This is a genomic window from Streptomyces sp. NPDC052036 (assembly GCF_040680495.1).
Taxonomy (GTDB): Bacteria; Actinomycetota; Actinomycetes; order Streptomycetales; family Streptomycetaceae; genus Streptomyces.
In genome coordinates, this window is sequence record NZ_JBFAWW010000050.1 from 1 (window position 1) to 18,721 (window position 18,721).

The window sequence follows — 18,721 nt, forward strand, 5'->3', positions numbered from 1 at the left end:
GTACGCGGACGACCCTCCGCCTTGCGATGCACCGCACCAGACGCCGCGGGCCCCGCCCTTCGGGCGGGCGACGCTACTTTCGAAACACGCCCTAGTGCCGACCTGGAGCGCCCGCCGCGACCGGGCGGCCTGAACCTAGAGCGGCAGACGCCGGAACAGCGCCCTCGGCAGATGCCGCAGGGCCGACATCACCACGCGCAGGACCCCCGGCACCCACACCGCCTCCGACCGCCTCCGCAGCCCCAGCTCGATCGCCGTGGCGACCTCCTCCGGGGTCGTGGCCAGCGGCTCCTGGTCGCGCGCGGCCGTGCCGGGCCGCCGCAGGGACGCGGGGCGTACGACCATGACGTGTACGCCGGTGCCGTGCAGGGCGTCGCCGAGACCCTGTGCGAAGGTGTCGAGCCCCGCCTTGCTGGAGCCGTAGATGAAGTCCGAGCGGCGGGCGCGCTCACCGGCGGCCGAGGACAGCACCACCAGCGAGCCACGGCCCTGGTTCTGGAGGGCCCGGGCGCACACCAGGCCCGCCGAGACCGCGCCCGTGTAGTTGGTCTGCGCGACGCGCGCCGCGGCCGAGGGGTCGCGCTCGTCGTTCGCCTGGTCGCCGAGCACGCCGAACGCGAGCAGCACCAGATCGACGGCCCCTTCCGCGAACACCTTGCCGAGCGCGTTCTCGTGCGACTCGACGTCCAGCGCGTCGAAGGCGACGGTGAAGGTGTGGGCGCCGAGCCCGCGCAGATGCCCGGCGGCCCTCTCCAGCTCGGGGCAGGGGCGGCCGGCCAGCCCGACGGTCCGGGTGCCGCGGACGATGAGGCGGCGGGCGGTCGCCAGCGCGATCTCGGACGTGCCGCCGAGGATCAGCAGGGAGCGAGGAGTGCTGAAAGCGTCCTTGTGGGCAGGCATGGCCATGACCGTAGCTCTGCAAAAGGGGCATACCCTCTCAATATCCCCACTCAGCGGTGCTGCTCACTGAAATGGGTGATACGGGGAACGCTGAGTACGCCGAGAGCCGGCGAAGGCACGAGGGGAGAGTCTGATCATGGACTGGCTGAAGAGACTCCCCGGCATCGGGCCGCTGGTCGTCTGGTTGATGGCCACGCACGCCTGGCGCTCCTACGAACGCCTCGCCCGTGTGAAGTGGACCCGGCTCGCGGCCGCCATGACGTTCGTCAGCTTCGTGGCGCTCTTCCCGCTGCTCACCGTCGCCGCCGCGATCGCCGCGGCGACGCTCAGCGTGGACCGGCAGAACAAGCTGCAGAGCAAGGTCGCCGAACAGTTCCCCGGCATCTCCGGCCAGCTCGACATCCACGGTCTGGTCCAGAGCGCAGGCACCGTCGGCATCATCGCCGGCGCCGCCCTGTTCCTCGTCGGCATCGGCTGGGTCGCCCAGATACGGGACTGTCTGCGCGCGGTGTGGGAGCTGCCCGACAGCGACGAGAACCCGATACTGGCCAAGCTCAAGGACGGCGGGGTGCTCATCGGCCTGGGCGGCGCGATCCTGGTGACCATCGCCATCTCCACCCTCGCCACCGCCCTCGTCGACTGGATGGCCGGGGAGCTGGGCCTCGACAAGGGCGGCTGGGGGAGTGTGCTGCTGCGGATCGTCGCCTTCGCCGTGGCCGTCCTCGCCGACTTCCTGGTCCTGCTCTACGCCCTCACCCTGCTGCCCGGCGTCGAGCCCCCACGGCACCGGCTGCTGGTCGCCGCGCTGATCGGCGCCGTCGGCTTCGAGCTGCTCAAACTCCTGCTCAGCGGCTATATCCAGGGCGTCGCCTCGAAGAGCATGTACGGCGCCTTCGGGGTGCCGGTCGCGCTGCTGCTGTGGATCAACTTCACCGCGAAACTGGTGCTGTTCTGCGCCGCCTGGACGGCGACGCGGAACAGCGGGGCCGAGGAGGTCAGGGGCGCGTCCGGCGACGCACCAGATCGGGCAGCGGCCAGCGGCGGTTGACCAGGAAGGCACCCGCGGCGAGCAGGGCGAGCACGCCGGCGGAGATGCCGAGCGCCACCCCGGCCCCCCCGGAGCCGCCGCTCTTCGCCGAGGCGGCCACCGGCTTGGCGCTCCCCCCGGAGTTGCCCCCGTTCGGGGTGGCTCCGCCGCCGCCCTGGGGGCTTGTGCCGACGCCCTTGGGGGCGACCAGCTCGCCCACCGGCCTGGCCTTCCCCGCCGCGCTGAAACCCCAGTCCAGCAGCCGGGCGGCCTCCCGGTAGACCTCGTTGTGCTCCTTCTTCTCGGGGTTCATCACCGTGACGAGCAACACCCTGCCGTTCCGTTCGGCGACCCCGGTGAAGGTGGCGCCCGCGTTGGTGGTGTTGCCGTTCTTCACGCCCGCTATACCCCGGTAGGTGCTGATGTCGAAGTCCCCCGCCAGCAGCCGGTTGGTGTTCTGTATCTCGAAGGTCCCGCGGGTCGTCCTGCCCTTCTTCTTCGTGGTCTCGCCCGGGAACTGGGTGCGCACCGTCGAGCAGTACTCCCGGAAGTCCTTCTTCTGCAGCCCGGACCGGGCGAACAGCGTCAGGTCGTACGCCGACGAGACCTGCCCGGGCTCGTCGTAGCCGTCCGGGCTGACCACATGCGTGTCGAGGGCCTGCAGCTCGTCCGCGTGCGCCTGCATGTCGCGGACCGTCTGCGCGACCCCGTGGTTCATCGCGGACAGCACATGCACGGCGTCGTTGCCGGAGCGCAGGAACACGCCGAGCCACAGATCACGGACGGTGTAGGTCTCGCCCTCCTTGATCCCTACCAGGCTGGAACCGGAGCCCATGCCCGCCAGGTCGGAGGGGATCACCTTGTGCGTCTCGGTCCGGGGAAACCTGGGCAGCACGGTGTCCGCGAACAGCATCTTCAGGGTGCTCGCCGGGGGCAGCCGCCAGTGCGCGTTGTGGGCGGCCAGGATGTCACCCGACTCGGCGTCGGCGACGACCCAGGAGCGCGCGGTGAGGTCCTTCGGGAGCACCGGGGCGCCGTCGCCCAGGTTCACCTGGGTGCCGGGCCGGCCCAGCAGTTGGCCGCCGACCGTGGACATCGCCGCCGGAGGCGCGGCGGAGGGGGCCACGGCAGGGCTGCGCGGGGCCGCGAACGCGGTCGCGGGTGCGGTGAGCGAGAGGGACAACACGGCGGCGGAGGCGATCGGCAGGCGGTGCCGGGCGATCTTCTTCAAGGCGGACACGGTCGCGAACGTACCGGGTGCGCGACGGGAAGTCGCGGCCGGTCCCGGCCGATGCTCCGCACCCCCGGGCGAGTGGTCGTCGGGGAACAGAGATACTTGGCTCATGCTGTGCTTGACCGGGGGACAGTCCCCGGACCCCCGGCCGGTCGGCTCGGCCTCGGGTGCCCGGCGCAGTGAGGAAAGGCCCGGTCTCGTGAAACTCAGCCGCCCCATCTCCTGGTTCCTGCTCGCCTTCGGGGTGTGGAGCTGGGTCATCTGGATCACTTTCGTCAAGAACCTCTGGAAGGACGGCAGTGGACTCGCGTTCGACAACGCGGGGAACCCGACGGCGTACTTCTGGGTGCATCTGACGCTCGCCGTGGTCTCCTTTGTCTTGGGGACAGTCATCGGCATCCTCGGGTTGCGCGGGCTGCGCGCGTTGCGACGAACGCCATAGCGGAGAACGGGAACACGGTGGTGGTCGTCGTCCTCGTCCTGGTCGCCGTGGCCGTCCTGGCCGCGTTCGCGGCGCTGCACTGGTGGGCGTGGCGCCGACTGGTCCGCGACACGACCCGCGGCCCGGGCCCGGCCCGGCGCGCCGGCGCGGCCGTGTTCGTCGCCGGACCGGTGCTGACGGTCGCGGCCCTGGTCACCGAGCGCTCCGGAGCCCCTTTCCGGATCCAACGCGTCCTGGGCTGGCCGGGCTTCCTGTGGCTGGCGCTGTCGCTGTATCTGCTGCTGGCACTGGTGGCGGGCGAGGTCCTACGGCCGCTGGTGCGCCGTCTGGTGGACCGTGCCGCACCAACGCGGAACACCACGTCGAGCCCGGCCCAGGTACCGGCGGAAACAGCCTCCACGGCCCCGCACACCGAGCTGGTGACCCTGACTCCCGAGTCCGCCTCGAACGCGGCCCCGGACCCCAATCCGGCTGCCGTGACCCCGGTCACCGACCCCTCCCGCCGTCTCTTCGTCTCGCGTGTCGTGGGCGGGGCCGTGGCCGCCGCCGCGGTCGGCACCGTGGGCTACGGCACCTACGGCGTGCTGCGCGGCCCCGCCGTGAAGCACGTCACCGTCCCGCTGGCCAAACTCCCGCGCTCCGCGCACGGCTTCCGCATCGCCGTCGTGAGCGACATCCACCTCGGCCCGGTACTCGGCCGGGACTTCGCCCAACGCGTGGTCGACACGGTCAACTCGACCCAGCCGGACCTGATCGCCGTCGTCGGCGACCTGGTCGACGGCAGCGTGCCCGACCTGGGCCCGGCGGCGGCACCGCTGTCGCAGCTGCGGGCCCGTCACGGCAGCTACTTCGTCACCGGGAACCACGAGTACTTCTCCGGCGCCGACCAGTGGGTCGAAGAGGTGCGCAGGCTCGGTCTGCGTCCGCTGGAGAACGCGCGCACGGAACTGCCCGCCTTCGATCTGGCCGGTGTCAACGACCTGGCGGGCGAGAGCGAGGGTAAGGGGCCCGATTTCGCCAAGGCGCTCGGCGACCGTGACCCCGCGCGCGCCGTCGTGCTCCTGGCCCACCAGCCCGTCCAGATCCACGAGGCCGTACGGCACCACGTGGACCTCCAGCTCTCCGGCCACACCCACGGCGGCCAGCTCTGGCCCGGCAACTTCGTCGCGGCCGCCGCCAACCCGACCGTCGCGGGCCTGGACCGCTACGGCGACACCCAGCTGTATGTGACCCGGGGAGCGGGCGCCTGGGGCCCGCCGACGCGGGTGGGGGCGCCGTCGGACATCACGGTGGTGGAACTGGCCTCGCGCCGGGCGTGAGGGACGGCGAGGGCGTGAATGCCCCGGCGCGGAGGGCAAGCGCTTCACCAGCGGTGACATCGGCTTGAAACATTCCCTCGGTAACTTCTTTCTCATCTTGAAAGATCCCTCTTCCCCCAGGTGAAACACCTGTGATTAGGTGATCCGCGCCACAGGGGAGTGGCATGCGCTGAGGGCCTGGGGAGGGGCGCCGATGCGATCGGTTCGCATGCGGATTCTCGCGACCGTGCTGGTACTGGCGGGAGTGGGAGTGGGCGGGTGGCAGTTGCTGCCGGCCGAGGAGAACACTGGCAAGACCATCACGGTCGGCACGGCGGACGCCGTCACGTCACTCGATCCGGCAGGTGCGTACGACGCCGGGTCCTGGGCGCTGTACAGCAATGTCTTCCAGTCGCTGCTGACCTTCGAACCCGACGGCGTGGCCCCCGTGCCGGACGCCGCCCAGAGCTGCGCCTTCGAGGGGACGGACCTCACGACGTACCGCTGCACCCTGCGCAAGGGGCTGAAGTTCCCCGGCGGACGCACCGTGACCGCCGAGGACGTCAAGTACTCCTTCGACCGGGTCAAGCGCATCAACTCCGACGTCGGTCCAGCGAGTCTGCTGGAGACGCTCCACTCGGTCGACGCCGACGGGCTCACGGTCACGTTCCATCTGTCGTCGCCCGACGCGACGTTCCCGTTCAAGGTGGCCACCGGCGCCGGTTCGATCGTCGACCGCAGCACGTACCCGAGCGACGCGCTGCGCAAGGACAACGGCGCCGACGGGACCGGCCCGTACACCCTGACCTCGTACACCAAGGACAAGGAGGCCGTCCTCGCGCCCAACGCGCACTACCAGGGCGATGTGAAGGGCACCGGCCGACCCGTGGTGCTGCGCTACTACGCCGACCCGAACGCCCTGGCGAAGGCGTGGAAGGCGAAGCAGATCGATGTGGCCACGCGTCAGCTGCCGCCCTCTGTGCTCGCCGGGCTCTCGCCCAGCGACCCCAACGAGCGTGTCAGTGAGACCGACAGCGCCGAGATCCGCAATCTGGTGCTCGACACCGCCGCCGGATCACCGTTGCACGACCGCAGCGTCCGCCAGGCCCTCGCCCTGCTGGTCAACCGTGAGGAACTGGTCAGCAAGGTGTACGAAGGCACCACCGACCCGCTGTACTCGCTGATCCCGGCGGGCATCACCGGGCACACCACGTCCTTCTTCGACGCCTACGACAAGCCGGACGCGCACAAGGCCCGCGCCCTGCTCGTCGCCGCGGGCGTGCATCTGCCCGTCCACTTCACCTACGGCTATGCCGAGGGCAGCGGTGCCGCCGCCGAGGAGGCCGCCGAGCTCAAGCGGCAGCTGGAGGCGAGCGGTCTGTTCACGGTGGACACCAAGGGCTATGAGTGGACCGACTTCCAGAAGCGGTACGCGAGCGGCAAGCTCGACGCGTACGCCGTCGGCTGGGTCGCCGACTTCCCCGACCCGGACACCTTCGGCGCCCCGCTGGTCGGCACCGGCAGCAGCATGAAGAACGGGTACAGCAGCAAGGACGTCGACCGCCTCATCCTGGACAGCCAGCGCTACTCGGACCGCAGCCGTACCGCCGACGACTTCCGGCAGATGCAGAAGATCGTGGCCGAGGAGGTGCCGCTGATCCCCCTGTGGCAGCGCAAGGAGTACGTGGTCAGCAGCGAGGACGTCGGCGGCGGACAGTATCTGTCGGACGGTACCGGTGTCTTCCGGCTGTGGCGGCTGGGCTGGATCTGAGCGTTCAGGGGCGCCCGTCCGCGGCGGGCGCCCCCCTCCGCGCGGCGGGATCCGGAAGCGCCTTCGTCATCCCCGGCAGGAAGTCCGTGAACAGCTCGTGCACCTCGTGGACGAGCGGCCTGAGCACCCGGAACCGGGCCAGCGAGACGCCCCGGGCGGTGAGCCGGGCACCGCGTTCGGCCAGCCGGTAGCTGCGCTCGCGTCCCTCGGTCCGGTCGAAGACCCAGTACAGGACGAGCCCCATCTGAGCGAGCCACATCAACTCGGGCAGTACGTCCCGCAGTTCCTCCGCCACCTTGGTCCTCGCACCGCGGAGCACCTCCTTGTGGACGCTGATGGCCTCCACGCGCGCGTGCTCCGACTCGGGGGAGAAGGGGCTGAGCGGACTGTCCGGGTCGGCGGCGTTCTTGAAGAACTGCACCGCGAACTCGTGGTACGGCGCGGCGATGTCCAGCCATGCCTTCAGCACCCCCGCGAGCCGCGTCTCCAGGTCGGTCTCCTCGGCCAGGATCTCCCGGACGGCTTCCTGGTGCTCGGCGGCGATCCGGTCGTAGAAACCCTGGATGAGGTGTTCCTTGCCGGCGAAGTAGTAGTAGGCGTTGCCCACGGAGACTCCGGCCTCCTGGGCGATCGCCCGCATGGTCGTTCTGTCGTAGCCGCGCTCCTGGAACAGCCGCATCGCCGTCTCGATGATCAGGGCGCGGGTCTGCTCGGACTTGGTGGGCACGAGGAGAGAGCCTAGTCCCCCTGTGTGCGCTGCCCCGCTTCGAGGATCTCCGTGACGTCCAGCGTGACCTTGGCGCCGAGGGAGTCGGGGAGGGTGATCAGTTCGCCGGGGGCGTGGACGCGGTGGGTGGCGTAGTCGTCCCCACTCGGGTCCGTGAGCACGTGGATGCGCTGGTGCTTGCGGTCGACGACCACGTACACGGGGACGCGGGCGGCGGCGTATGCGGACACCTTGGTGCGCAGGTCGGTCTTCCAGTTGCCGGAGATGACCTCCAGGACGAGCCGGAAGGCCACCGGGTCGTAGCAGTTGTCCTTGACAATGTGTTCATCGATGTCGGAGTCGACGATCGCCAGGTCTGGGATGGCGTAGTCCTCGCCTGCGTGGAACCACAAGCCGATGCCCTGGAGCACCGCCGATTCGCCGTCGTCGAGACCTGCCTCGATGAACGGGCGCATGAGCTTGGTCAGGGAGCGAGAGTGGGGGGCGTCCGGGGGCGGGGACGCGATGATCTGGTCTCCGATGATCTCGACTCGGTAGCCCGGCAGGCGGTCCGTGATCCGCTTCGCCTCCTCGATCAGCGAGCGCTCGCCACGGGGCCGCTCGACAGCTGCTGCTGACATCGGGTGCCTCCTGGGGGCTGGTGTCGAGAGCATCATCGTAGACAGGGGAGCCCGGATTCGTCCCGATCATGGCGCTTCGCCCGATCGTGGCTCTCACGACCGAGGGCCCCCGTTTCCAGCGGAAACAGGGGCCCTCAGCCGTCGTGCAGGAAGACCTCAGAAGCGGCGCGTGATCAGCGCTCGCTTCACCTCCTGGATCGCCTTGGTCACCTCGATACCGCGCGGGCAGGCGTCCGTGCAGTTGAACGTGGTGCGGCAGCGCCACACGCCGTCCTTGTCGTTGAGGATCTCCAGGCGCTGCTCGCCGGCCTCGTCACGCGAGTCGAAGATGAAGCGGTGCGCGTTGACGATGGCTGCCGGGCCGAAGTACTGCCCGTCGTTCCAGAACACCGGGCACGAGGACGTGCACGCGGCGCACAGGATGCACTTCGTGGTGTCGTCGAAGCGCTCGCGGTCCTCCGCCGACTGCAGACGCTCATGCGTCGGCTCGTTGGTGTCCTTCGTGATCAGGAAGGGCATCACGTCCCGGTACGCCTGGAAGAACGGCTCCATGTCCACGACCAGGTCCTTGAGGACCGTGAGGCCCTTGATGGGCTCGACCGTGATCGGCTTCTCGGGGTTGATGTCCTTGATGAGCGTCTTGCAGGCCAGACGGTTCTTGCCGTTGATCCGCATGGCGTCGGAGCCGCAGATGCCGTGCGCGCAGGAGCGACGGAACGTCAGCGTGCCGTCCACGTCCCACTTGATCTTGTGCAGACCGTCGAGGACGCGCTCCTTCGGGTCGATCTCCAGCTGGAAGTCTTCCCAGGTCGCCTCCGCCGAGACCTCCGGGTTGAAGCGGCGGACCCGGAAGGTGACGGTGATGTACGGAGAGGCCGCGGACTCCGCCTCGACCTTGTCCAGAACAGGGGTAGCCATCAGTACTTACGCTCCATCGGCTGGTAGCGGGTCTGGACGACCGGCTTGTAGTCGAGACGGATGGACTCGGTGCCGTCGTCGCCCACCTCGCGGTACGCCATGGTGTGGCGCATGAAGTTGACGTCGTCGCGGTTGGGGTAGTCCTCGCGGTAGTGGCCGCCGCGGGACTCCTTGCGGGCCAGGGCGGACACCGCCATGACCTCGGCCAGGTCGAGCAGGTTGCCCAGCTCGACGGCCTCCAGCAGGTCCGTGTTGTACCGCCTGCCCTTGTCCTGGATCGCGACGTTCTTGTAGCGCTCCCTGAGCTCGGCGATCTTCTCGACGGCCGTCTTGATCGTCTGCTCGGTGCGGAACACCATGACGTTGGCGTCCATGGTCTCCTGCAGCTCGCGGCGCAGTTCCGCCACGCGCTCGGTGCCCGTCGACGACCGCAGCCGCTCGATCTGCGAGACCACCAGGTCCGTCGGGTTCTCGGGCAGCTCGACGAACTCCGCCCGCTGCGAGTACTCCGCGGCGGCGATACCCGCGCGACGCCCGAAGACGTTGATGTCCAGCAGCGAGTTGGTGCCGAGGCGGTTCGCGCCGTGGACGGACACACAGGCGACCTCGCCGGCCGCGTACAGGCCCGGGACCACCGTGATGTTGTCCGCCAGGACCTCGCCCTGGACGTTCGTCGGGATGCCGCCCATCGCGTAGTGCGCGGTCGGCTGGATCGGGATCGGGTCCGTGTAGGGCTCGATGCCGAGGTAGGTACGGGCGAACTCGGTGATGTCGGGCAGCTTGGCGTCCAGCTGCTCCGGCGGGAGGTGGGTGAGGTCCAGGTAGACGTGGTCGCCCTCGGGACCGCAGCCCCGGCCCTCGCGGATCTCCGTGTAGATGGAGCGGGAGACGACGTCACGCGACGCCAGGTCCTTCATGACGGGCGCGTACTTCTCCATGAAGCGCTCGCCGTCCTTGTTGCGGAGGATGCCGCCCTCGCCGCGCGCACCCTCGGTGAGGAGGATGCCCATGCGCCAGATGCCGGTCGGGTGGAACTGGAAGAACTCCATGTCCTCCAGCGGCAGACCACGGCGGTACACCGCGGCCTGGCCGTCACCGGTCAGCGTGTGCGCGTTCGACGTCACCTTGAAGAACTTGCCGGTGCCGCCGGAGGCGTAGATCACGGCCTTCGCCTGGAAGACGTGGATCTCGCCGGTCGCCAGCTCGTACGCCACCACACCGGCCGACTTCTTGACGCCGTCGACCTCGGTGATCAGCTGGTCCAGGACGTAGAACTCGTTGAAGAACTCCACGCCCTCCTTGACGCAGTTCTGGTACAGCGTCTGGAGGATCATGTGGCCGGTGCGGTCGGCCGCGTAGCAGGAGCGGCGGACCGGGGCCTCGCCGTGGTTGCGGGAGTGACCGCCGAAGCGGCGCTGGTCGATCTTCCCCTCGGGCGTCCGGTTGAACGGCAGGCCCATCTTCTCCAGGTCGAGGACGGAGTCGATGGCCTCCTTCGCCAGGATCTCGGCGGCGTCCTGGTCGACCAGGTAGTCACCGCCCTTGATCGTGTCGAAGGTGTGCCACTCCCAGTTGTCCTCCTCCACGTTGGCCAGCGCGGCGGCCATGCCGCCCTGCGCGGCGCCCGTGTGGGAGCGGGTCGGGTAGAGCTTCGTGAGCACGGCGGTGCGGCTGCGCTTCGTCGACTCGATGGCCGCGCGCATGCCGGCGCCGCCCGCGCCGACGATGACGGTGTCGTACTTGTGGATCTTCATGATTCTCGCAGCCCCGTGCCTAGCGGATGTTCGGGTCGAAGGTGAAGATCACCAGCGTGCCCAGCAGGATGGTGAACACCGTGGCGGTGTACAGCAGGCCCTTCAGCCACAGACGGGTGTTCGCCTGCTCGGCGTAGTCGTTGATGACCGTACGCAGACCGTTGGCGCCGTGCAGCATGGCAAGCCACAGCATGGCGAGGTCCCAGACCTGCCACCACGGGGAGGCCCAGCGGCCCGCCACGAAGGCGAAGCCGACCTTGGTCACGCCGCCGTCGAGGACCAGCTGGATCAGCAGGTGGCCGAGGACCAGGACGACGAGGACGATGCCGGACAGGCGCATGAACAGCCAGCCGTACATCTCGAAGTTGCCGCGGGTCGACTTCGGGGTCTTCTTCGTCCGCTTGCGGGGCGCCTCGATGACCGGCGCCGGGTTGTCGACGTCGTACAGCGGGGCACCCTCGACGGGGCCGATGCCGGAGGCGGTGGTTTCAGTCGTGGACATACGCGTCAGCTCCCGAACACTTCACGAGCGGCGTGGCCGAGGACGGGGTAGATGGCCCCGAGCATCAGCACGACCCAGATGCCGGCGACGGTCCAGAGCATCTGCTTCTGGTAGCGCGGGCCCTTCGACCAGAAGTCGACGGCGATGACACGCAAGCCGTTCAGCGCGTGGAAGAGGATGGCGGCGACCAGGCCGTACTCCAGCACGGCGACGATCGGCGACTTGTACGTGGCCACGACCTTGTCGTAGGCCTCGGGAGAGACACGCACGAGAGCGGTGTCCAGCACGTGTACGAACAGGAAGAAGAAAATGAGGACGCCGGTGACTCGGTGAGCCACCCAGGACCACATTCCTTCCCGGCCGCGGTACAGCGTTCCAGCCGGCACGGAAGAACCCTCCGGGAGCGGGGACTAGGGCCGCGCCGGCTTCTGTGTCGGTCGGGCCCGGCCGGGTACGGTCCACCGGCCCCCAGCATCGTAGCGACGTGTTGTCAGAACGCTTACGGCGCCCCTACCGAAGTGATCGAACCGGCAATCAAACGAGCACGGACGGCCTATTGGGCGTGCTCCGCCACCGGCCGTCCCGACGGATCCCGGACGAGTCGGGTCAGTCTGCCCCTCGCCAGGCGGCGCAGCTCCTCGGCCGCGAGCAGGCGTTCCTCCTCCGGATCGTTCGCCAATCGTGATCGGATGGCCGCCAGTATCAGGTCGGCGGATTCGTCCGGGGTCACGTCGTCCAGGCAGATGACGAACACATGCCCGAATCGGCTCTCGTAGGCCGCGTGCGCGGCGCTCAGCGCGGTGTGGGCCGCGGAGTAGGCGCCGTCGGGCAGCTGGGTGAGGTTCTCGCCCGCCAGGGCTTCGGCGAGGTCCGCGGGCGACAGGTCGTACGCCGCCTCGTCGGCCGCGGCCAGCAGGGAGTCCACGTCCGGGTAGGGGCGGTGCTCGGCGACGCGATGGACCCAGCGCAGACTGTGGCAGCAGGCCAGCAGGGCGTGCCGGACCTCGTCTGCGGGCGCGGAGTTGAACCTCTCCAGGCCGGTGGGGGCCGGGGGGCGGTGTTGCGCCGGCAGGGCGGTGGGGCCGGGGAGGCGGGGGAGACGGTGCGGGGGCAGCGTGGGTCCTCGGCGATGGCGGCGTGGCGTCGCGCGGACGTCACGTGCGGGACGGCAGGGAGGGTGGGCGAAACGCGCCGTCACGCTATCGACGGCGGTCGGGCGGGCGTCCGGCGCCTGTCCCGATTTCACCCGAACGGGAGAGCTGTGGGGCCTTCTGTGGACGATCGGAGGGCGTCGGGGTCGTAGGTTCGAAGGGGACAAAAGAGGATAAGAAGGTCGAATGCCTGGAGGTGGGTAGCGTGTGGGCGAAAGTGGAGCGACAGCGAATACGTACGGGTGTGGTGCGTGACGTCGAGCCGAGGCCTACGGGCACGGTGTGTCCGTACGCGGGTGCGGTGCGGGGTGCGGCGCGGTGACCGGCCAGAGGCGGCGGGTTCCCGAGAGGGAGACGCACACGCGGCGCAACCGGTTGCTGCTGGGAGCCGCAGTCGTCACCGCCGGCGCGGTCGCGGCGGCCGTGGCGCTGTGGCCGTCGGGCGGCGGCACGCCTCCCGGCTCCAGGGTCACGGGGGGCACCCCCGCCGCGACCCCGTCCCCGACCTACCCCCTCTCCCAGGCGCCCCGCACCATTCCGGCCGTCCGGGAGTTCGCCCCCGCCCGTGGTCCGGGCTGGCGGCCCGCCTCCGGGAACCGGGTGGTCGTGGACGACGCCTCCCTCGCCGACGAGGGGCAGCTGCTGGCCGGGGAACTGGGGATGGCGTACGGGGGGCGGACCGGCGCGCGCGCCGGTGACGTGGAGCTGGCCGTGACCGGGAGCGGCGACCAGGAGTCGTACGTCCTGTCCGTCCAGAACGGGAAGGTCCGGATCACCGGTCCGGGCGAGGCCGGGGTCTTCTACGGCACCCGCACGCTCAAGCAGGAGGTGCACGGCGGCGGCACCGCGCCCGAGGGCGTCGTCCACGACACCCCGGCCAAGTCCCGGCGCGGCCTGATGCTCGACATAGCCCGCAAGTACTACACGGCCGGCTGGATCGAGGACCGCATCAAGGAACTGGGCGACCTGAAGTACAACGAGATCGGGCTGCACTTCTCCGACGATCAGGGCTTTCGGATCGAGTCCTCCTCGCATCCGGAGATCGTGTCCGCGCAGCACCTGAGCAAGGCGGAGGTCAAGACGATCGTCGACCTCGCCGCGAGCCGGCACATAGCCGTCGTCCCCGAGATCGACTCGCCCGGCCACCTGGGCGCCGTGATCGCCGCGCATCCCGACCTCCAGCTGCGCAACGCCAACGGCGTGCCGTTCCAGGGGTCGCTCGACATCTCCAAGCCCGCCGCCGCGAAGATCGTGGACGACCTCCTGAACGAGTACGCGGGCGTGTTCCCGGCTCCCTTCTGGCACCTGGGCGGCGACGAGTACCTGGCGCTCACGGTGGCGAACCCGACCGCGTCCTTCCCGCAGCTCGTCGCCGCCGCGCGGGCGAAGTACGGCCCGCAGGCGGGCGTGGCGGACCTCGCGACCGGCTGGCTCAACGACCGGGCGAACGTGATGCGCGGCCACGGTCGCACGATGCGCGCCTGGAACGACGGCTTCTACCAGGCGAGCGCGGTGTCGCCGGCCAAGGACCTCCAGGTCGCGTACTGGACCGGCAAGGAGGCCGGCGCCCGGCCGCCGACCTCTTATCTGAGCGCGGGCCGGCAGCTGATCGTCTACAACGACGACCTCCTCTACTACGTGCTCGGCCAGCCGCAGACCTTCGTCTACCCCACCGGTCAGCGGATCTACGAACAGTGGACACCACGGGTGGTCCGGGGCACGACGGCGGTGCCCGCGCAGTACGACGGGCAGATCCTCGGCGGAGTGTTCGCGGTGTGGGGCGACCGGCCGAGCGCACAGACGCAGGACCAGGTGGCGGCCGGCATCCGGATGCCGCTGCGGGCGACGATCCAGAAGCTGTGGGACCCGCGCACACCGACGCTGTCCTGGACGCAGTTCCGTCAGCTGGCGGACCGTCTGGGATGAGGGCGGACCGGGGTGTCCGGCTCGGAGGACGGACACCCCGGTCGCCCGGAATGCTGCATTCCGGGCGCGCGCCCGGTGTTGCTGTGGTCTATTCGGAACCCGGCGACGGAACCGGGGCGCAGATGGCTGAAATCAGCTCTTCGCTCCGTTCGGAATCTCGGCCGGCACCCGACCGGCACGGTGGGGTGCGCGTCTGTGACACTCCGGGACCGTTGCACGCAGTAAGGGGAAGTGCGGGCTCCGTAGACACGAGGCGCCCAGTCGAGGGTTTCGAGGAGGCGTCATGAGCCTGGTGGACCTGATCGGACAGGCCGACGAGCGGGGGCTCGCGGCAAGCGGACTGGCTTGTTTGGATCGGTGCGTCCCGCTCCTCGGAGGCGACGACGACACCCTGCGTCCGCTGTGGGCGAGCCTGGTCGAGGGCCGCGAGTGGGAGGAGCGGCTCGCCAAGGCGCAGGCCGCACTGGGGACTCAGCTGCCGCCGGAGGACGACTCCGCCGCGGACTGCGCCTTCGAGGCCGAGGCCGCGGGACTCGCCCGCCGGATGCTGGAAGGCATCCCCGCCGAGCCGACCGCCGACGCCCTGCGCCGGTGGGCCGACGCCTGCTCGGTCGACGCGCTGCGGATCCACCAGCTGCTGGACCCCGCCGACGGCGACGGGGAGTCCTCCGTGGCGGCCCACCGCGAGGGCCGTACGGACGGCATGTCGCCCCTGGTGGCCGCCGAACTGCGGCGCCAGAGCGCCGTCCTGGAACTGGTCGGCGACCACGGCGCGACCGGACTGCGCCAGGCCCGCGACGTGGCGACCGAGGGCCGGCGGGTGCTGCAGGCGGTGGTCTCGCGCCGCGCCCGCGGCCGTTCTTAAGAGCTCCGAACACAATGGGCGCCTCGTAGCCGCAGCGGGCCCCGCCTGCGTAAACCTCCTTGCGTGCAAGGATCCTGTGTCCGTCCGGTACGGCGGTGGGTCGGTCCTGCGCCGGTGTCGGGGAGCCCGTCCGGGGGGCGTGACATTTCGCGGCGGCACCGCGCTCTTCCGTTTGTGAACGCAACTGAGGTGACCAGGCCCCCCGCCGCCGCCAAGCCCGCGCGCTGGGCGGCCGACGCCGTCACGGCCCTGCGCGAGGGCGCCCGGCTGCGGCTCGACTACTCGGCACAGAGCTTGTGGCGGCTGGACCGGACGATCGACGAGATACGCAGTCAGGGCGCGCCCTATGACGCAGTGCGGACGGCGCTGCGCGGCTTCGGCGCGTACGCGGGCGAGGTGGTCGTACGGCTGACCGGCGGCGAGTGGTGGGCGAGCGGCAGCGACCACTGGGTGCGCACCCCCGACGGTCGGCTGTGGGACCCGATCGAAGAGGCCCGTCGCTGCTACCGGGGCGACGGCTCGCTGCGGCTGCTGTGCCGGGACGCGACGGGGCACGGCACCCGCTGACCCCGGGACCCCCGGCCGGCAGGGCCCCGGCGCGTCCCGCCCGACAGACCCGCACCGGACCGGCACATCCGCAGCAGGCGCCGGCCCCGGTGCCTGACGGCCAGTGACGTTTATGTGGCGACGGACGCTGATGACCTCAGGGGCGTGGGCACGACCGGAGTGCCCCACGTGTGGGGACGCGAGACCACTCGCCACGAACGAGGACAGCGTTGGGCCAGGGAGGGGAACCCCGCCGCACGCAGGCGTACGACGGGGAGCTGGGCGCGGCCGTCGCACGGGCCCAGCGGGGGGACGAGGCCGCCTTCGCGGCGGCGTACCGGATCGTGCAGCCGGGGCTACTCGGCTATCTGCGCGCTCTGGTCGGCGACGACGCGGAGGACGTGGCGTCCGACGCCTGGCTGGAGATAGTCCGTGACCTCGGCCGGTTCAGGGGCGACGGCGCCGGCTTCCGCGGCTGGACCGCGACCATCGCCCGGCACCGCGCCCTCGACCATCTGCGCCGCCAGAAGGTCCGCCCCCGCCCCACCGCCCTGGACGCCGATGTCCTCCAGCTGCCCGGCCGTCACGACACCCAGGACCAGGCTCTGGAGTCCCTGTCCACCGAGCACGCCCTGGCCCTGGTCGCGCGGCTGCCGCGCGACCAGGCGGAGGCGGTGCTGCTGCGCGTGGTCGTCGGCCTAGACGCGCCCGCCGCCGCCCGGGTGCTCGGCAAGCGCCCCGGCGCGGTCCGAACCGCCGCCCACCGGGGCCTGAAGCGACTCGCGCGCGAACTCGCCGTCCCGGGTGCGCCGGAAGACGGCACCGGGACGGGGGACGAGGCCGCCGGGAACTCTGCCCGCGGGTGAGAGCACGGGTGGGGACGCGGGTGAGAAGAGGTACAGAAAACGCGTGCCACTGACCCCGGCGTACCGATGGCAACGGCCGGGGCCGCCACCCCCCACAGGAGAGGCCCCGACCGTCGCGCGGTACGGGCCGCGCGGCGGCCCGTACTCTCTACAGCGCCGTGGATGCGTTTTCTGTCACACCTCGCCGCGTCACAGGTCGGTTGCGCGGCGTGCGGACATGGACGTGGACCGGTTTCAAGTCGTAACGTGCCTTTCGCGCCGACCGCGGATGATCAGTAGATCTGGTGAGAGGATCCGCCGCACATCACGAGCGGCCGCAGACCGCAACGAACGATGAGGAATCACGACAGCGAGAACCCGGTCCGCGGAAGCGTGCGGGCTGAGGCGCACAGAGGGGCAGTTCGGGTGCTGGGGGACGACGCGGAGTTGACGGCCGCGGTACTTGCGGCCCAGGCCGGGGACGAGACCGCGTTCCGTACCGTGTACCGCGCCGTGCACCCACGGCTGCTCGGATATGTGCGGACGCTGGTCGGGGATCCGGACGCGGAGGACGTCACCTCCGAGGCATGGCTGCAGATCGCCCGTGACCTGGAGCGGTTCAGCGGAGACGCCGACCGGTTCCGCGGCTGGGCGGCCCGGATAGCCCGCAACCGCGCGCTCGACCACATACGGATGCGCGGGCGCCGCCCCGCGATCGGCGGCGACGAGACGGAGCTGACCGGCAAGGCGGCCGAGTCCGACACGGCGGGCGAGGCCATGGAGGCGCTGGCCACCGGCCGCACCCTCTCCCTCATCGCCCAGCTCCCGCAGGACCAGGCGGAGGCCGTGGTGCTGCGCGTGGTCGTGGGCCTCGACGCCAAGTCCGCGGCCGAGACGCTCGGCAAGCGCCCCGGGGCCGTCCGCACGGCGGCCCACCGTGGTCTCAAACGGCTCGCGGAGCTGATCGCCGGCCCGGACGCGGATCCGGAATCGGCCGGCGTGCTCGGCGCCATGCCTCCCCAACGCGGAACCCCTGGGCGCGCGGTGACGTCTGCCGGTGTGACGCATATGCGTTCGCGTACGCAGAGGGACATGTGATGGCCGACGAGCAGTACAGGTGGCTGGACGGCGACGCGGCGGAGCGTCTGCTGCGCGGAGAGCCGCTGGACGCCATCGACGACGACGCCCGGGACCAGGCCGCAAGGCTTGCCGAAACCCTTGCCGCACTCGCCGTCACACCCCCGTCGACCAGCGAGGAACTGCCGGGCGAGGCCGCCGCGCTGGCCGCGTTCCGGGCCGCGCGCACCGGCGCGGACCAGGCCTGGGCGACGTCCGGCAGGCCCGATCCCGCGTATGCCGCCCACCGGGCCGCCGACGCCGGTCTGGTGCGCCTCGGGCGTCCCGCCGCAAACGGTCGAGGCAGCCGCTGGGGGCGTCCCCTGCGGTTCGGCCTGGCCGCCGCGCTGGCCGCCGGGATGATCGGCGGAGTCGCGGTCGCGGCCGGAACCGGAGCCCTGCCGACGCCCTTCCGCAAGGAGCCGGGACCCGAGGCGTCCGTGTCGGCGGCGGTGTCGCCGTCGCAGCCGCCGCTCACGCCCACGCCCGGCGCCACGGAGACCGGTACGCCCCTGTCGTCGACGCCGGACGCGGGCGGGTCCGCGCCGGACGGTTCCTCACACGACGAGGCCGGCGCCGGTCCCGGCGCGACCGGCTCGGCGAGCCCCGGCGGAGACGACCATCGGCGCCGGCACACCGGGACCTGGTGGCTCGCCCTGCGCTCGTCCTGCCGTGACATGACCGTCGGCCGGGAGCTGCGCGCCGACCGGTTGCGCGATCTGCAGGACGCGGCGGGCGGCAGCGGACGGGTGAAGACCTTCTGCAAGGGCGTGCTGGGCGACGGCGAGGGCCGCTCCGGCGACGGCGACGGCCTGGGCTCCGGCCAGGACGGGAACGGCCGGGGCGGCGAGGGCGGCCACGGCCAGGGTGACGGCGGCGACGACCACGGCGGCAGCGGCGGCGACGAGGGTCACATACGCCCCGGTGGGAGCGGTCTGTTCGGCGTCCCGTCGGGCGCTTCGCCTGCCCCGATCTCGGCCCTGTCGACACCAAACCCCGTCTGACCTGCGGTTTCGTGTTTTTTGAATTTTCTTCCATAGGGGTGTGACACTTTCGGGCCCCGCAACGCAGTACTGAGT

The 18,721-nt window shown here is 70.8% G+C and carries 19 protein-coding genes; 10 read left to right on the top strand and 9 right to left on the bottom strand.

All coding sequences use genetic code 11. The features are described from left to right. Window positions 1-135: 135 nt before the first annotated feature. Complete coding sequence (locus AB0L95_RS37690; RefSeq protein WP_365170402.1) at window positions 136-900, bottom strand: SDR family NAD(P)-dependent oxidoreductase; 765 nt, start codon at window positions 898-900, stop codon at window positions 136-138. 136 nt (window positions 901-1,036) lie between these two features. On the opposite strand from AB0L95_RS37690, the gene AB0L95_RS37695 reads away from it, so the two are divergent. Further along, window positions 1,037-1,948, top strand: coding sequence for a YihY/virulence factor BrkB family protein (locus AB0L95_RS37695; RefSeq protein WP_365170405.1), 912 nt, complete (start codon window positions 1,037-1,039; stop codon window positions 1,946-1,948). Here the strand turns inward: AB0L95_RS37695 and AB0L95_RS37700 are convergent. Then, the gene (locus tag AB0L95_RS37700) at window positions 1,896-3,167 is read right to left on the bottom strand and encodes a D-alanyl-D-alanine carboxypeptidase (protein WP_365170408.1); all 1,272 of its coding nucleotides are present in this window, start codon (window positions 3,165-3,167) and stop codon (window positions 1,896-1,898) included. The genes AB0L95_RS37695 and AB0L95_RS37700 overlap by 53 nt on opposite strands. 193 nt (window positions 3,168-3,360) lie before the next feature. Between AB0L95_RS37700 and AB0L95_RS37705 the strand changes: the two genes are divergently transcribed. The 3 genes from AB0L95_RS37705 to AB0L95_RS37715 all read left to right on the top strand — a co-directional run bounded on the left by AB0L95_RS37705 (window position 3,361) and on the right by AB0L95_RS37715 (window position 6,672). Then, window positions 3,361-3,603 carry a hypothetical protein gene (locus tag AB0L95_RS37705; protein WP_365170411.1) on the top strand — a complete coding sequence of 81 codons (243 nt, stop codon included), beginning with the start codon at window positions 3,361-3,363 and terminating at the stop codon, window positions 3,601-3,603. Window positions 3,604-3,623: 20 nt separating this feature from the next. Next, window positions 3,624-4,922, top strand: coding sequence for a metallophosphoesterase (locus AB0L95_RS37710; protein ID WP_365170538.1), 1,299 nt, complete (start codon window positions 3,624-3,626; stop codon window positions 4,920-4,922). Between the two features lie 193 nt (window positions 4,923-5,115). Further along, window positions 5,116-6,672 (top strand): ABC transporter substrate-binding protein, encoded by a 1,557-nt coding sequence (locus AB0L95_RS37715; RefSeq protein WP_365170414.1) that lies wholly within the window; start codon window positions 5,116-5,118, stop codon window positions 6,670-6,672. A 4-nt stretch (window positions 6,673-6,676) separates the two neighbouring features. Here AB0L95_RS37715 and AB0L95_RS37720 read toward each other — a convergent pair whose 3' ends face one another. The 7 genes from AB0L95_RS37720 to AB0L95_RS37750 form a co-directional block, all read right to left on the bottom strand. Further along, window positions 6,677-7,399: a TetR family transcriptional regulator gene (locus AB0L95_RS37720; RefSeq protein ID WP_365170417.1), complete on the bottom strand. Its 723-nt coding sequence runs from the start codon at window positions 7,397-7,399 to the stop codon at window positions 6,677-6,679. Between the two features lie 11 nt (window positions 7,400-7,410). Then, on the bottom strand, window positions 7,411-8,019 hold the full coding sequence (locus AB0L95_RS37725) for a Uma2 family endonuclease (RefSeq protein ID WP_365170420.1): 609 nt from the start codon (window positions 8,017-8,019) through the stop codon (window positions 7,411-7,413). 156 nt (window positions 8,020-8,175) lie between these two features. After that, the gene (locus AB0L95_RS37730) at window positions 8,176-8,937 is read right to left on the bottom strand and encodes a succinate dehydrogenase iron-sulfur subunit (RefSeq protein ID WP_365170423.1); all 762 of its coding nucleotides are present in this window, start codon (window positions 8,935-8,937) and stop codon (window positions 8,176-8,178) included. Further along, window positions 8,937-10,691 (bottom strand): succinate dehydrogenase flavoprotein subunit, encoded by a 1,755-nt coding sequence (gene sdhA / locus AB0L95_RS37735; protein ID WP_365170426.1) that lies wholly within the window; start codon window positions 10,689-10,691, stop codon window positions 8,937-8,939. Before sdhA ends, AB0L95_RS37730 begins: the two co-directional genes overlap by 1 nt. Window positions 10,692-10,710: 19 nt before the next feature. Then, on the bottom strand, window positions 10,711-11,193 hold the full coding sequence (locus tag AB0L95_RS37740; protein WP_365170428.1) for a succinate dehydrogenase hydrophobic membrane anchor subunit: 483 nt from the start codon (window positions 11,191-11,193) through the stop codon (window positions 10,711-10,713). Window positions 11,194-11,198: 5 nt separating this feature from the next. Beyond that, window positions 11,199-11,579, bottom strand: coding sequence for a succinate dehydrogenase, cytochrome b556 subunit (sdhC, locus tag AB0L95_RS37745; protein ID WP_365170431.1), 381 nt, complete (start codon window positions 11,577-11,579; stop codon window positions 11,199-11,201). A 167-nt stretch (window positions 11,580-11,746) separates the two neighbouring features. Beyond that, window positions 11,747-12,307, bottom strand: coding sequence for a 2-oxo-4-hydroxy-4-carboxy-5-ureidoimidazoline decarboxylase (locus AB0L95_RS37750; RefSeq protein WP_365170541.1), 561 nt, complete (start codon window positions 12,305-12,307; stop codon window positions 11,747-11,749). Window positions 12,308-12,719: 412 nt separating this feature from the next. Between AB0L95_RS37750 and AB0L95_RS37755 the strand changes: the two genes are divergently transcribed. The 6 genes from AB0L95_RS37755 to AB0L95_RS37780 all read left to right on the top strand — a co-directional run bounded on the left by AB0L95_RS37755 (window position 12,720) and on the right by AB0L95_RS37780 (window position 18,646). After that, window positions 12,720-14,270 (top strand): glycoside hydrolase family 20 protein, encoded by a 1,551-nt coding sequence (locus tag AB0L95_RS37755; protein ID WP_365170544.1) that lies wholly within the window; start codon window positions 12,720-12,722, stop codon window positions 14,268-14,270. Window positions 14,271-14,553: 283 nt separating this feature from the next. Then, window positions 14,554-15,135: a hypothetical protein gene (locus tag AB0L95_RS37760; protein ID WP_365170434.1), complete on the top strand. Its 582-nt coding sequence runs from the start codon at window positions 14,554-14,556 to the stop codon at window positions 15,133-15,135. A gap of 189 nt (window positions 15,136-15,324) precedes the next feature. After that, window positions 15,325-15,702: a hypothetical protein gene (locus tag AB0L95_RS37765; protein WP_365170437.1), complete on the top strand. Its 378-nt coding sequence runs from the start codon at window positions 15,325-15,327 to the stop codon at window positions 15,700-15,702. 209 nt (window positions 15,703-15,911) lie between these two features. Next, window positions 15,912-16,547 (top strand): RNA polymerase sigma factor, encoded by a 636-nt coding sequence (locus AB0L95_RS37770; RefSeq protein ID WP_365170440.1) that lies wholly within the window; start codon window positions 15,912-15,914, stop codon window positions 16,545-16,547. A 405-nt stretch (window positions 16,548-16,952) separates the two neighbouring features. After that, the gene (locus tag AB0L95_RS37775; protein WP_365170443.1) at window positions 16,953-17,624 is read left to right on the top strand and encodes an RNA polymerase sigma factor; all 672 of its coding nucleotides are present in this window, start codon (window positions 16,953-16,955) and stop codon (window positions 17,622-17,624) included. After that, a complete protein-coding gene (locus AB0L95_RS37780; RefSeq protein ID WP_365170446.1) occupies window positions 17,624-18,646 on the top strand; it encodes a hypothetical protein in 1,023 nt (340 codons plus the stop codon). Before AB0L95_RS37775 ends, AB0L95_RS37780 begins: the two co-directional genes overlap by 1 nt. Window positions 18,647-18,721 lie beyond the last annotated feature (75 nt).